We start from the raw sequence: 12,688 nt of genomic DNA on the forward strand, positions 1-12,688 counted from the left end.
GCCCCTCAGGAGTGCGCTTCGGTAAGTTGGGTCAGTTCTGGGCCCTTGGTGGGCGGCTCTTTGAGCACAACGCGCTTGATCGGGCCAACGATGACCAGGTAGCTGAACACCGCCACCAGCGCGTTGGCGCCGACGAACACCAAGGCCCATTTGAACGAGCCGGTGGTGCTGATGATGTAGCCGATGACGATCGGCGTCGTGATCGACGCGAGGTTACCGAAGGTGTTGAACAACCCGCCACTGAGGCCGGCGATTTGTTTCGGCGAAGTGTCGGACACCACCGCCCAACCCAGTGCGCCAACGCCTTTACCGAAGAAGGCCAGGGCCATGAAGCCTACGACCATCCATTCGATATCCACGTAGTTGCAGGCCACGATGCTGCTGGAAATCAGCAGGCCGCCAATGATCGGCGCCTTGCGGGCGAAGGTCAGCGAATGGCCTTTGCGCAGCAGGTAGTCGGAAATCACCCCGCCGAGCACACCGCCGATAAAGCCGCAGATCGCCGGCAACGAGGCGATGAAACCGGCCTTGAGGATGGTCATGCCACGGTCCTGCACCAGGTACACCGGGAACCAGGTCAGGAAGAAGTAGGTGATGCCGTTGATGCAGTATTGGCCCAGGTACACGCCGAGCATCATGCGGTTGGTCAGCAACTGGCGGATGTAATCCCACTTCGGACCGTCAGTTTTTTTACCTTTGCCCTTGTCATGGTCCATATCCACCATCGCGCCATTGGCGGCAATGTGGTTGAACTCGGCTTCGTTGATTAGCGGGTGCTGGCGCGGACTGTGGATAACTTTCAGCCAGATCAGCGAGAACAGGATGCCAATCACGCCCATCACGATAAACACGTGCTGCCAGCCGAAGCTGTAGACGATCCAGCCCATCAGCGGTGCAAACAACACCGTGGCGAAGTATTGCGCCGAGTTGAAGATCGCCGAAGCAGTGCCGCGCTCGGCCGTAGGAAACCACGCCGCAACAATACGGGCGTTTCCGGGAAACGAAGGCGCTTCGGCCAGGCCCACCATGAAGCGCAGCATAAACAGCGCGACGACGGCGGTGGAGACGCCGAACTCACCGACATAACCTTGCAGCACGGTGAACAGTGACCAGGTGAAGATGCTCAGGGCATAGACTTTTTTCGAGCCGAACCGGTCCAGCAACCAGCCGCCGGGAATTTGCCCGGCCACGTAGGCCCAACCGAATGCAGAGAAGATGTAACCGAGGGTGACCGCGTCGATGCCGAGGTCTTTTTGCAGGCTGGAGCCCGCGATGGCGATGGTGGCCCGGTCGGCGTAGTTGATCGTGGTCACCAGGAACAGCATGAGCAATATCAAATAGCGGACGTGGGTCGGCTTGGTCGCTTGCATAAAGAAGTACTCCCACTAATTATTTTTTTTGCGGGTAATTATTTGTTGTTGCCACTGAGGACCGCTCTCTGTGGGAGCTGGCTTGCCTGCGATACAGGCACCACGCAGTGTCAGGTACACCACGGTGATGCCATCGCAGCGGTGCGGCGACCCGACAAGCCAGCTCCCACACAGGAACCGGTGCCCACAGGTGTTGCGTGTTACGAACCGATGTAGCTGGTCTTCACCACGGTGTAGAACTCTTGCGCATAGCGACCTTGCTCACGCGAACCGTAGGATGAGCCCTTACGGCCACCGAATGGAACGTGATAGTCCACACCAGCGGTCGGCAGGTTGACCATCACCATCCCGGCCTGGGAGTGGCGCTTGAAGTGGTTGGCGTATTTCAGCGACGTAGTGGCAATGCCCGCCGACAAACCGAACTCGGTGTCATTGGCCATGGCCAGTGCCGCTTCGTAGTCCGCCACGCGCACCACGTTGGCCACCGGGCCGAAGATCTCTTCACGGCTGATACGCATGGCGGCTTCGCTGTCGGCAAACAGCGTTGGCGCCAGGAAGTAACCTTCGGTGTCGCAGGTCACCAGGCCACCACCGCTCACCAGCCGCGCGCCTTCGCTTTGGCCGATATCGATGTACTTCAAGTCCTGATCCAGCTGGGCCTGGGATACCACCGGGCCAATGTCGGTGCCGCTTTGCAACGCATGGCCGACCTTGATCGACTTCATGCGCTCAGCCATCGCCGCAACGAACTGGTCGTGAATACCGGCGGTGACGATCAGGCGGCTGGAGGCGGTGCAACGCTGGCCGGTGGAGTAGAACGCGCTCTGCACCGACAGCTCGACGGCCTGCTTGAGGTCGGCATCATCGAGGATGATCTGCGGGTTCTTGCCGCCCATTTCCAACTGCACCTTGGCCTGGCGCGACACGCAGCTGACGGCGATCTGACGGCCCACACCGACGGAGCCGGTGAAGCTGATGCCATCGACTTTCGGGCTGTTGACCAGCACATCGCCGACCACGCGGCCGCTGCCCATCACCAGGTTGAACACGCCAGCCGGGAAGCCGGCGCGGGAGATGATTTCCGCCAGCGCCCAGGCACAGCCCGGCACCAGTTCGGCGGGCTTGATTACTACGCAGTTGCCGTAGGCCAGGGCCGGGGCGATTTTCCACGCAGGGATCGCAATCGGGAAATTCCACGGGGTAATCAGGCCGACCACGCCGAGGGCTTCGCGGGTCACTTCAACGTTGACGCCCGGGCGCACCGACGGCACGTAGTCACCGGACAAGCGCAGGCATTCACCGGCGAAGAACTTGAAGATATTACCGGCGCGGGTCACTTCGCCGATGGCTTCGGGCAGGGTCTTGCCCTCTTCCCGGGCCAACAAGGTGCCGAGTTCTTCGCGGCGGGCGAGAATTTCGCTGCCGACTTTATCCAGGGCATCGTGGCGCGCCTGAATCCCGGAGGTGGACCAGGCCGGGAACGCGGCGCGTGCCGCCTCGATGGCCGCGTTAACTTGGCCGACATCGGCCTTGGCATATTCGCCAATCACATCGGACAAGTCCGACGGGTTGAGGTTGACGCAATAGTCGGCACCGGCCACCCATTGGCCGTTGATGTAGTTTTCAAAACGCTGGGCTTGGGACACGAATCTTCTCCTGACGCAAAAGGCCGCTGATTTCTCAGCGGCCTTGTAGATAAGTTATTGCGCGCCTTGCTTGTCGATCAGCGCGGCCAGGGCTTCATATTCTTCCGGCAGCAAGTCGGTCAGCGGAGTGCGCACCGGGCCTGCGTCGTAGCCGACAATTTTTGCACCCGCCTTGACGATGCTCACGGCATAGCCAGCCTTGCGGTTGCGGATATCCAGGTACGGCAGGAAGAAGTCGTCGATGATCTTGTCGACGGTGGCGTGATCTTCGCGGGCAATGGCGTGGTAGAAATCCATCGCGGTTTTCGGGATGAAGTTGAACACCGCCGAGGAATACACCGGAACGCCCAGGGCCTTGTAAGCAGCGGCGTAAACCTCTGCAGTCGGCAGGCCGCCGAGGTAGCTGAAACGATCACCGAGACGGCGGCGGATCGAGACCATCAATTCAATGTCACCCAGGCCGTCTTTGTAGCCGATCAGGTTCGGGCAGCGCTCGGCCAGGCGTTCCAGCAGTGGCGCGGTAAGGCGGCAAACGTTGCGGTTGTACACCACCACACCGATCTTGACCGACTTGCACACCGCTTCAACGTGGGCGGCAACCCCGTCCTGGCTGGCTTCGGTGAGGTAGTGCGGCAGCAGCAGCAGGCCTTTCGCGCCGAGGCGCTCGGCTTCTTGGGCGTACTCGATGGCCTGGCGGGTCGAACCACCCACACCGGCGAGGATGGGCACGCTGGTGGCGCAGGTATCAACCGCGGTTTTCACCACTTGGGAATATTCGCTGGCGGCGAGGGAGAAAAACTCACCGGTGCCGCCGGCAGCGAAAAGGGCCGTGGCGCCGTAGGGGGCCAGCCATTCCAGGCGCTTGATGTAACCCGCCTGGTGGAAGTCACCCTGCGCATTGAAATCGGTCACGGGGAAAGACAGCAAACCGTGGGAGAGGATGGACTTCAGTTCTTGTGGATTCATTATTCGAACACCCTGGGCGAAGACTTTCTGGCGAAAGGTTGTTGTTGGTTTTGGTGATGTCGTACGTCATCGTACAACTATAAAAAGATTCGTCAACTGCAATTCGTCGAGGTGCGTCCAGGGCGCGATGTATTGCCTGCCTTCTTGACGTAGGAAATTAATCCTCTATGCTGGCAATAACTGTATATACATACAGTTATTACGGAAGATTCCTACGACATAGCAAGGAGCTAACATGTCAGGTCTTGAACTCGCAGCACCTGCAAAAAACCTACCGATCCTGCGCTTCGAAGGCGGCGAACACACCGCCATCGGTGACGATACCCTGTTGCGTTTCGCCAAGGACGCCCCGGCCATCCCCGCCCGACAAGTCGAGCTGCACCTGCCCAACGGCCTGGCGCTGACCTACGGCCAAGTGATTGCCCTGGGCGGCGACTTCTACGGCATTCCCGGTCAGCCGATCAGCGATGGCAACTCCCCCGCCGACCGCGTGCAGCGCTTTACGGCCGCGTTCAACTCACTGGCGGTGTTGCCGGCGTCGCGGGAAGAAGCGCGCAAGATCCTCGCGGTGATGCAGAAGGAGATCAACGCGGTCAACCAAGCGATCAGGGACGGCAAGCAAGCCCATGAAGCCTACGACGCGCTGGGTGATACGTTGTCCGAGGAGTGGAACCGTATCACCGGTGGTGGCAGTGCGGTTTCGGCGCTGGTGCCATTGGGGCGCTACCTGAAACTGGCAGCGGACAATGCCGACCACTTCGGTGAATGGGCACTCTCAGCGTATCTGGCCGGGCACACGGCGGCGCTGCAACAAGCCGTCGTAGCGCACCAAACCGGCACCGACCAGGCGCTGGAACTGGCGTATGCGATGAACAGTTTTGCTGATCACTTTTTGACCGACCTGTTTTCCGCCGGGCACTTGCGGGTGCCACGCAAGCAATTGGCGGCCGTGGTGACGCCGGGGGAATTGGGTTCGCTTATCAGCCGCTTCATGCACGATGAAGACAGCAAGTTCGGGCTCAAGGTGCGCAACGCCCTCGGGGATCAATGGCATGCCTATGGGGACAAACGCTACTTCGATGCCATCGATGGGGACAATCGGGTGCAGGTCAAACGTGCGGTGCAGGCATCGGCGGATGAAATCTTCGAAACCTTTATCAGCGGCGTGGCGCCCTCCCCGGCCAACTTCAAGGCGCCGTTGCATGTGCCCGATTTGAACGCCGCGCAAAACCCGGCGAACAACTTCTCGCCGCTGTTCAAGATGGAAGGAGACAAGGTGCTGCGGCGCAAGGAAGTGAACGACTTGAACGACAAGCGCTGGACGGATGATTGGTGGGGGTGGAGTACGTATCTGCTGCTCAAGGACTACAAGCCGAATCAGCCTACTGCTTAAACGCAGATCAAATGTGGGAGCTGGCTTGCCTGCGATGGCGGCGGGTCAGCTCAATAGTTGCTGGCTGATACACCGCCATCTCAGGCAAGCCAGCTCCCACAGTTGACCGTATTCCACCCAGCTTGAATTGGGGCTCACACACTTAATTACTGAACCTCAGTTGCGCTGCGATTCTGCCTCTTCATGGGCATGGCGCAGCCGCTCCCGGCTGTTGGTCAAATGCAACCGCATCGCCGCCCGCGCCGCATCCGAATCCTTACGGGCAATCGCCTCGTAGATCTCTTCGTGCTCACGACTCAAGCGCCCCATGTAGTGCTGCTGGTCATCATGGGCCAGGCGCGCGGAATTCAGGCGCGTGCGCGGAATGATGCTGGTGCCCAGGTGGGTCATGATGTCGGTGAAGTAGCGATTGCCGGTGGACAGGGCAATTTCCAGGTGAAAGGCAAAGTCGGACGCCACCGCATCGCCGGCATGCGCTGCGCTTTCATTCAGGGCGTCGAGGGCGGCGCGCATGGTCGCCAGTTGTTCGTCGGTGCGGCGCAATGCAGCCAGGCCTGCGGACTCGACTTCCAGGCTGATGCGCAATTCGAGGATTGCCAGCACATCACGCAACGTGACCACCGTGGCCGGGTCGATACGGAAGCCGCTCGGGCTTGGCGTATCCAGCACAAAAGTGCCGATGCCGTGACGGGTCTCCACCTGACCTGCCGCCTGCAAGCGCGAGATGGCCTCACGCACCACGGTGCGGCTGACCCCATGGGCTTCCATGATCGCCGACTCGGTGGGCAGCTTGTCACCGCGCTTGAGTTCGCCGTCGCGGATCTGCTCGGACAACACCGTGACCAATTCCTGGGCAAGGCTGCGGCGCTTGCGGGGAAGACGAGGGGCGGTGTTGGTGTTTTCCATGATGAATCATCTTTCTCGGCGAACTTGAGCAGGCATCATAGCCCATGGCGGTTGTACGATCACCGTCCGGGCACGACTTTCATCCACATCAAGCACGCAAAAAAAATGCCCCGGCAGAGGCCGAGGCATTTTTCAGGCGTGCCCGAGGGCAACCGCCGTTTACTTCACCACTTTCAGGCTCGGCCGGCCGCTTGGACGCGGTGGCTCGGCATCCGGTGGCAGATCACCGTCGTCATCGCCTTCGATCGATTCGTCACCGTCGAACGGCGACTCCAGATCAAACACCATGCCTTGGCCGTTCTCCCGGGCGTAGATCCCGAGAATGGCGCCAATCGGCACGAACAGCGTATGGGGCACGCCGCCGAAACGCCCTTCGAAGCTCACCGCTTCGTTGTCCATGTGCAGGTGGCGCACGGCACTGGGCGATACGTTCAAGACAATCTGCCCGTCACTGGCAAAACCCTGCGGTACCTGAACCGCAGGAAATTCGGAATTGACCAGCATGTGCGGGGTGCAATCGTTGTCCACAATCCACTCATAGAGCGCGCGGACCAGGTAAGGTCGACTGGAGTTCATCAACGGCTCCTTAAGCCTTAGCGCATATCGCGTTCGACACCAGACAGACTCGCCTGGAAAGCCTCACGCGCAAACTGGCGCTCCATGTAATCAAGCAGCGGCTTGGCTGGCCGCGGCAGTTCAATACCGAGAATCGGCAAGCGCCAGAGTATGGGTAATAGGCAGCAATCCACCAAGCTTTGTTCCTCGCTGAGGAAAAAAGGCTTGTCGGCGAACAGCGGCGAAACGCCGGTCAGGCTCTCGCGCAATTCCTTGCGCGCCACAACACGGGCCGCCTCTTTGCTGCGCGAATCCAGAATCACATCCACCAAACCGCACCAGTCACGCTGGATCCGGTGGATCAGCAGGCGGCTGTTGGCACGTGCCACCGGGTACACCGGCAGCAAAGGTGGATGCGGGTAACGCTCATCCAGGTATTCCATCACCACGGTCGACTCCCACAACGCCAGGTCACGATCGACCAGGGTGGGCAAGCTGCCGTAAGGGTTCACTTCGATCAGTTTCGGCGGCTGACGGCCCGCCTCCACACTGATGATCTCGGCGCTGACACCCTTCTCTGCGAGCACGATGCGTACTCGGTGGGAATAGTGGTCGGCGGGGTCGGAGTAACAGGCCAACCGATTGGTCACGCCCATGGCGGTCCTCCTCGCTTGTTGAAATTATCGAAAGCTCAAAAACGAGCGCGCCCAGGGAGCATCTCTGTAACAACCGGTTCAAACAGGTCGCTACGTATTCAGAGATGCCGCTGGGCGCGCAAGATTAACAGCAATTGCTTACGGTTGGATCAATGCACATCCTTCCAGTATTCGCGTTTGAGCAGATAGGCGAATACAAAGAAGAAAGCCAGGTACAGCAAGACGTAAGTACCGATGCGCTGGTGCTGCAGTTTGACCGGGTTGGCCGAGTAGGCCAGGAAGGTCACGAGATTTTTTACTTTCTCGTCGAACTGCTCTTCGTTCAGCGCGCCGGTCTTGGGCACGATGGTCAGTTGATCGCACGCTTCGTGAGTCAAAGGCGTACCGGTCAACGGGTCATATTGCTTCTTGCCGTCTTCGACGACCTGAACCTGCTTGCATCCTACCACTTGGCGACCCTGCAGGCCGACCAGAACGTTAGGCATGCCGACGTTCGGGAAGACTTTGTTGTTCACGCCATACGGGCGCGCAGGGTCTTCGTAGAAGGATTTCAGGTAGCCGTACAGCCAGTCGGTGCCACGTACGCGTGCTACCAGGGTCAGGTCGGGCGGTGCAGCACCGAACCAGGCCTTGGCGTCGGCAGGCTTCATGCCGATGTTCATGTGGTCGCCGATCTTGGCGCCAGTGAACACCAGTTTCTCCAGCATCACTTCGTGAGGGATACCGAGGTCGTCGGCAACCCGCTCATAACGCTGGAACTTGGCGCTGTGGCAACCCATGCAGTAGTTGGCGAACGTCCGCGCGCCGTCTTGCAGGGCGGCTTTGTCCGACACGTCGATATCGACTTTTTCCAGCTCCGGGCCACCGTGTTCGGCAGCGAAGGACAGCAGCGGCAGGGCCGCAAGCATCAATGCAACGAATAATTTTTTCATCAGCCAGTCACCCTTTCCGGTACCGGTTTGGTCTTCTCGAGCCGGGTGTAGAACGGCATCAGAATGAAGTAGGCGAAATACAGGAAGGTGCAGACCTGCGACAGCAACGTACGCTCAGGGGTTGGCGCCAATACGCCCAACACGCCCAGGATCACGAAGGCAATGCAGAACACCCACAGCCAGATCTTGCTCAGCCAGCCTTTGTAGCGCATGGACTTGACCGGGCTACGGTCGAGCCAAGGCAACACGAACAGCACCGCGATGGCCGCGCCCATGGCGATCACGCCCATGAGTTTGTCGGGGATCGCACGTAAGATCGCGTAGAACGGCGTGAAGTACCAGACCGGGGCAATGTGCTCGGGTGTCTTGAAGGCGTTGGCCTGTTCGAAGTTAGGTTTCTCGAGGAAATAACCACCCATCTCCGGGAAAAAGAACACGATCGAGCAGAACACGAACAGGAACACGACGACGCCGACAATATCCTTGACGGTGTAGTACGGGTGGAACGGAATGCCATCCAGCGGGATGCCGTTCTCGTCCTTGTGCTTCTTGATGTCCACGCCATCCGGGTTGTTGGAACCCACTTCGTGCAGCGCCAGGATGTGCAGCACCACCAGGCCCAGGATCACGATCGGCAAGGCCACCACGTGCAAGGCAAAGAAGCGGTTCAGGGTGATGCCGGAGATCAGGTAGTCGCCACGGATCCACTGGGTCAGGTCGTTGCCGATCACCGGGATCGCACCAAACAGCGAGATAATCACCTGGGCGCCCCAGTACGACATCTGGCCCCACGGGAGCAGGTAACCCATGAAGGCTTCGGCCATCAGCGCCAGGTAGATCAGCATGCCGAACACCCACACCAGCTCACGAGGCTTCTGGTACGAGCCGTAGAGCAGGCCACGGAACATGTGCATATAGACGACGATAAAGAACGCCGAGGCGCCGGTGGAGTGCAGCAGGCGCAGGATCGAGCCGTACTCGACGTCACGCATGATGTATTCGACGGAGGCGAACGCTTCTTCTGCCGACGGCGTGTAGCTCATCGTCAGCCAGACGCCGGTGACGATCTGGTTGACCAGCACCAGCAATGCCAGCGAGCCGAAGAAGTAGAAGAAGTTGAAGTTTTTTGGTGCGTAATATTTGCTGAGATGGTCTTCCCACATTTTTGTGGCGGGGAAGCGCGCATCCACCCAATCCATGAACTTGCTCATCACGCGTTCTCCTTATCGAGGCCAATGACAATGAGGTCGTCAGTTTCGTAGGTATGCGGAGGCACGGGCAGGTTCAGGGGAGCAGGTTGGGATTTGTAGACGCGACCGGCGAGGTCGTAGTGCGAGCCGTGGCAAGGGCAGAAATAACCACCGACCCAATCCTTGCCCAGATCGACCGGAGCAACTTCCGGGCGGAAGGTAGGCGAGCAACCCAGGTGAGTACAAAGACCGACCAGCAGCAGAATTTCTGGCTTGATCGAACGCGCTTCGTTTTTGGCGTAGGCGGGTTGGTCGGACTTCTCAGACATAGGGTCAGATAACTGGCCTTCGATCTTCTTGAGATTCCCCAGGATTTCCTCGGTACGACGAACAATGAAGACCGGCTGGCCGCGCCACTCAGCAATCATCTGCTGGCCTGGCTCGATCTTGCTGATATTCACCTTCACCGGTGCACCTGCGGCTTTCGCCTTGGCACTGGGAAACCATGACCCCACGAACGGGACCGCAGCCCCCACCGCTCCTGCAGCACCCACCACGGATGTGGCTGCTACCAAGAAGCGACGCCGGCCTGCATTCACGCCGTCATTGCTCATTCAGTCCTCTCCCATCAGCTTTTTGGCCTGTTAAATCAGGCGTCTACTAAGTGTTGAATCTTTACTTATAAAAATTTTGCCGAATGGTAATGAAAAGCCCCACGGTTGACAAGGTAATTGCCCAGGGCTCAGCCTCCAGGCCTTGTAGTATAGGGGGTCTACGGATGTGGCAAGTTGTCACGCACAAATTTGTGCATAAATCGCAGGCAATAAAAAACGCCCGGCTCCGTGAGGAGACTGGGCGTTTTTGTGGAACGTAAAGCGAATTAACGCTTCGAGTACTGCGGACGCTTACGCGCTTTACGCAGACCGACTTTCTTACGTTCAACTTCACGGGCATCGCGAGTCACGAAGCCAGCTTTGCGCAGAGCGCCACGCAGGGTTTCGTCGTACTGCATCAGAGCGCGAGTGATACCGTGGCGGATTGCGCCAGCTTGACCACTTACACCGCCACCGATAACGGTGACGTAGATGTCGAACTTCTCAACGGTCTCGGTCAGTTCCAGCGGCTGACGAACTACCATGCGGGCAGTTTCGCGGCCGAAGAAGTTTTCCAGAGTGCGGTTGTTGATCGAGATGTTACCAGTGCCCGGACGCAGGAAAACGCGTGCGGTTGCGGTTTTGCGACGGCCAGTGCCGTAATTTTGAGTCGCCGACATAATGAACTATTCCGTTAAAACTTCAGTTCTTGGGGCTGCTGAGCAGCATGAGGGTGTACAGCGCCCGCATAGACTTTCAGCTTGCGAAACATATCGCGACCCAGTGGGCCCTTAGGCAGCATACCTTTGACCGCGATTTCGATCGGGGCTTCAGGCTTCTTGGAGATCAGGCCTTCGAAGTTCGAAGACTTGATACCGCCTGGGAAACCGGAGTGACGGTAGTACATTTTGTCTTGCGCTTTGTTGCCGGTAACACGTACCTGCTCAGCGTTGATGATCACGATGTAGTCACCGGTGTCAACGTGAGGGGTGTACTCAGGCTTGTGCTTGCCACGCAGACGGCTGGCGACTTCAGTGGCCAGACGACCCAGGGTCTGACCAGCGGCGTCGACGACAAACCAGTCGCGCTGAACTGTTTCCGGTTTTGCAGTAAAAGTTGTCATTCTTTAATAGCCTCAGGGGCCGCCCTGTAAATTAGACGGCGGATCTTACTGAATAGTGCGTACTTTGACAAGTCAAAGGCAGCCGGATACAGACGCTATCGGGGGCTCGGGTCGGCGCGTCCGTTCAACGGCAAGATTCTTCGGCAGGCGGCGCATCACTTCCACTGCAGAAAGAGGTGGGCAATTATGCAGATTGCGAAAAAAAATTCAACCTGCTTTTATGATTGTTTTCCCTGAAGGAGTACCCGATGGATTATCGACAGCTGGGCCGTACGGATCTGAACGTGAGCGCGATAGCCTTGGGCACCATGACCTGGGGCGAGCAGAACAGCGAGGCAGAGGCCTTCGCCCAGATCGAACGGGCCAAGGCCGCGGGGATCAACTTCCTCGACACGGCGGAAATGTACCCGGTGCCGCCCAAGGCCGACACCTATGCCACCACCGAGCGTTACATCGGTAATTACTTCAAAAGCCGTGGCGATCGTGCCGACTGGGTCCTCGCCAGCAAGATCGCCGGCCCCGGCAACACCATCGACTACATCCGCGACGGCCACCTGCGCCACAACCGCAAGCACATCGTCGAAGCCCTGGATGCCAGCCTCAAGCGCCTGCAAACCGACTGGATCGACCTCTACCAGCTGCACTGGCCGGAGCGCAGCACCAACTTCTTCGGCCAGCTGAGCTACAAGCACAAGGACGAAGACAACCTCACCCCGCTGGAGGAAACCCTCGAAGCCCTGGACGAGCAGGTGAAGGCCGGCAAAATCCGCCACATCGGCCTGTCCAACGAAACCCCCTGGGGCACCATGAAGTTCCTCGCCCTGGCCGAAGCCCGTGGCTGGCCCCGCGCCGTGTCGATCCAGAACCCCTACAACCTGCTCAACCGCAGCTTCGAAGTGGGCCTGGCGGAAATCGCGATTCGCGAGCAGTGCGGCCTGCTGGCCTACTCGCCCCTGGCGTTCGGCATGCTCAGTGGCAAGTATGAAGGCGGGGCACGCCCGGCCAAGGCGCGCCTGACGGAGTACAGCCGCTTCAGCCGCTACTTCAACCCGCAGTCGGAAGCAGCGTGCAGCCGTTATGTGGCGCTGGCACGCGAGCATGGTTTGGACCCGGCGCAGATGGCGTTGGCGTTTGTGACGCAACAGCCGTTTGTGACCAGCAACATCATTGGTGCCACGTCGCTGGAGCAGTTGGACAGCAACATTGCCAGTGCGGATCTGAAGCTGTCGAAAGAGGTGTTGGAGGGGATTGAGGCGATTCAGAAGGATCATCCGAACCCTGCGCCTTGATTGATCTGTAGGCCGCTTTCGCGAGCAAGCCCGCTCCCACATTTGACCGCATTCTCATGTTGGAACTCG

Annotated in this window: 13 protein-coding genes; 2 read left to right on the forward strand and 11 right to left on the reverse strand. The window is 59.1% G+C overall.

Translation table 11 applies throughout. The annotated features are described in order from the left end of the window. Window positions 1–5: 5 nt before the first annotated feature. The 3 genes from NUV89_RS06080 to kdgD all read right to left on the reverse strand — a co-directional run bounded on the left by NUV89_RS06080 (window position 6) and on the right by kdgD (window position 3,982). The gene (locus tag NUV89_RS06080; protein WP_257780623.1) at window positions 6–1,370 is read right to left on the reverse strand and encodes an MFS transporter; all 1,365 of its coding nucleotides are present in this window, start codon (window positions 1,368–1,370) and stop codon (window positions 6–8) included. Window positions 1,371–1,570: 200 nt separating this feature from the next. Further along, the gene (locus NUV89_RS06085; RefSeq protein ID WP_257780624.1) at window positions 1,571–3,016 is read right to left on the reverse strand and encodes an aldehyde dehydrogenase family protein; all 1,446 of its coding nucleotides are present in this window, start codon (window positions 3,014–3,016) and stop codon (window positions 1,571–1,573) included. A 54-nt stretch (window positions 3,017–3,070) separates the two neighbouring features. Further along, window positions 3,071–3,982: a 5-dehydro-4-deoxyglucarate dehydratase gene (gene kdgD, locus NUV89_RS06090; RefSeq protein WP_124527484.1), complete on the reverse strand. Its 912-nt coding sequence runs from the start codon at window positions 3,980–3,982 to the stop codon at window positions 3,071–3,073. A 235-nt stretch (window positions 3,983–4,217) separates the two neighbouring features. On the opposite strand from kdgD, the gene NUV89_RS06095 reads away from it, so the two are divergent. Beyond that, complete coding sequence (locus tag NUV89_RS06095) at window positions 4,218–5,375, forward strand: phospholipase (protein ID WP_257780625.1); 1,158 nt, start codon at window positions 4,218–4,220, stop codon at window positions 5,373–5,375. 156 nt (window positions 5,376–5,531) lie between these two features. Here NUV89_RS06095 and NUV89_RS06100 read toward each other — a convergent pair whose 3' ends face one another. The 8 genes from NUV89_RS06100 to rplM form a co-directional block, all read right to left on the reverse strand. Further along, window positions 5,532–6,281, reverse strand: coding sequence for a FadR/GntR family transcriptional regulator (locus NUV89_RS06100; protein ID WP_017734515.1), 750 nt, complete (start codon window positions 6,279–6,281; stop codon window positions 5,532–5,534). 159 nt (window positions 6,282–6,440) lie between these two features. Continuing rightward, window positions 6,441–6,857, reverse strand: coding sequence for a ClpXP protease specificity-enhancing factor (locus NUV89_RS06105; protein WP_124527486.1), 417 nt, complete (start codon window positions 6,855–6,857; stop codon window positions 6,441–6,443). 17 nt (window positions 6,858–6,874) lie between these two features. Beyond that, the gene (locus tag NUV89_RS06110) at window positions 6,875–7,492 is read right to left on the reverse strand and encodes a glutathione S-transferase N-terminal domain-containing protein (protein ID WP_017734513.1); all 618 of its coding nucleotides are present in this window, start codon (window positions 7,490–7,492) and stop codon (window positions 6,875–6,877) included. Window positions 7,493–7,641: 149 nt separating this feature from the next. Continuing rightward, window positions 7,642–8,424 carry a cytochrome c1 gene (locus NUV89_RS06115; RefSeq protein WP_017734512.1) on the reverse strand — a complete coding sequence of 261 codons (783 nt, stop codon included), beginning with the start codon at window positions 8,422–8,424 and terminating at the stop codon, window positions 7,642–7,644. Beyond that, window positions 8,424–9,635: a cytochrome bc complex cytochrome b subunit gene (locus NUV89_RS06120; protein ID WP_017734511.1), complete on the reverse strand. Its 1,212-nt coding sequence runs from the start codon at window positions 9,633–9,635 to the stop codon at window positions 8,424–8,426. Before NUV89_RS06120 ends, NUV89_RS06115 begins: the two co-directional genes overlap by 1 nt. Continuing rightward, the gene (gene petA / locus NUV89_RS06125) at window positions 9,635–10,228 is read right to left on the reverse strand and encodes a ubiquinol-cytochrome c reductase iron-sulfur subunit (protein WP_026136492.1); all 594 of its coding nucleotides are present in this window, start codon (window positions 10,226–10,228) and stop codon (window positions 9,635–9,637) included. The genes NUV89_RS06120 and petA overlap by 1 nt, the downstream gene beginning before the upstream one ends. 266 nt (window positions 10,229–10,494) lie before the next feature. After that, window positions 10,495–10,887 carry a 30S ribosomal protein S9 gene (rpsI, locus tag NUV89_RS06130; protein ID WP_003216038.1) on the reverse strand — a complete coding sequence of 131 codons (393 nt, stop codon included), beginning with the start codon at window positions 10,885–10,887 and terminating at the stop codon, window positions 10,495–10,497. Window positions 10,888–10,901: 14 nt separating this feature from the next. After that, entirely contained in the window at window positions 10,902–11,330 is a 429-nt protein-coding gene (gene rplM / locus NUV89_RS06135) for a 50S ribosomal protein L13 (RefSeq protein ID WP_003171742.1), read from the reverse strand. A 248-nt stretch (window positions 11,331–11,578) separates the two neighbouring features. On the opposite strand from rplM, the gene NUV89_RS06140 reads away from it, so the two are divergent. Beyond that, entirely contained in the window at window positions 11,579–12,619 is a 1,041-nt protein-coding gene (locus tag NUV89_RS06140; RefSeq protein ID WP_257780626.1) for an NADP(H)-dependent aldo-keto reductase, read from the forward strand. The last annotated feature ends 69 nt before the right edge of the window (window positions 12,620–12,688 follow it).

This window comes from Pseudomonas sp. 18.1.10 (assembly GCF_024655625.1).
GTDB lineage: Bacteria > Pseudomonadota > Gammaproteobacteria > Pseudomonadales > Pseudomonadaceae > Aquipseudomonas.

Coding starts and splice junctions, on each gene's coding strand:
- NUV89_RS06080 (WP_257780623.1), bottom strand. CDS start 1,370: ATGCAAGCGACCAAGCCGACCCACGTCCGCTATTTGATATTGCTCATG.
- kdgD (WP_124527484.1), bottom strand. CDS start 3,982: ATGAATCCACAAGAACTGAAGTCCATCCTCTCCCACGGTTTGCTGTCT.
- NUV89_RS06095 (WP_257780625.1), top strand. CDS start 4,218: ATGTCAGGTCTTGAACTCGCAGCACCTGCAAAAAACCTACCGATCCTG.
- NUV89_RS06100 (WP_017734515.1), bottom strand. CDS start 6,281: ATGGAAAACACCAACACCGCCCCTCGTCTTCCCCGCAAGCGCCGCAGC.
- NUV89_RS06105 (WP_124527486.1), bottom strand. CDS start 6,857: ATGAACTCCAGTCGACCTTACCTGGTCCGCGCGCTCTATGAGTGGATT.
- NUV89_RS06110 (WP_017734513.1), bottom strand. CDS start 7,492: ATGGGCGTGACCAATCGGTTGGCCTGTTACTCCGACCCCGCCGACCAC.
- NUV89_RS06115 (WP_017734512.1), bottom strand. CDS start 8,424: ATGAAAAAATTATTCGTTGCATTGATGCTTGCGGCCCTGCCGCTGCTG.
- NUV89_RS06120 (WP_017734511.1), bottom strand. CDS start 9,635: ATGAGCAAGTTCATGGATTGGGTGGATGCGCGCTTCCCCGCCACAAAA.
- petA (WP_026136492.1), bottom strand. CDS start 10,228: ATGAGCAATGACGGCGTGAATGCAGGCCGGCGTCGCTTCTTGGTAGCA.
- rpsI (WP_003216038.1), bottom strand. CDS start 10,887: ATGTCGGCGACTCAAAATTACGGCACTGGCCGTCGCAAAACCGCAACC.
- rplM (WP_003171742.1), bottom strand. CDS start 11,330: ATGACAACTTTTACTGCAAAACCGGAAACAGTTCAGCGCGACTGGTTT.
- NUV89_RS06140 (WP_257780626.1), top strand. CDS start 11,579: ATGGATTATCGACAGCTGGGCCGTACGGATCTGAACGTGAGCGCGATA.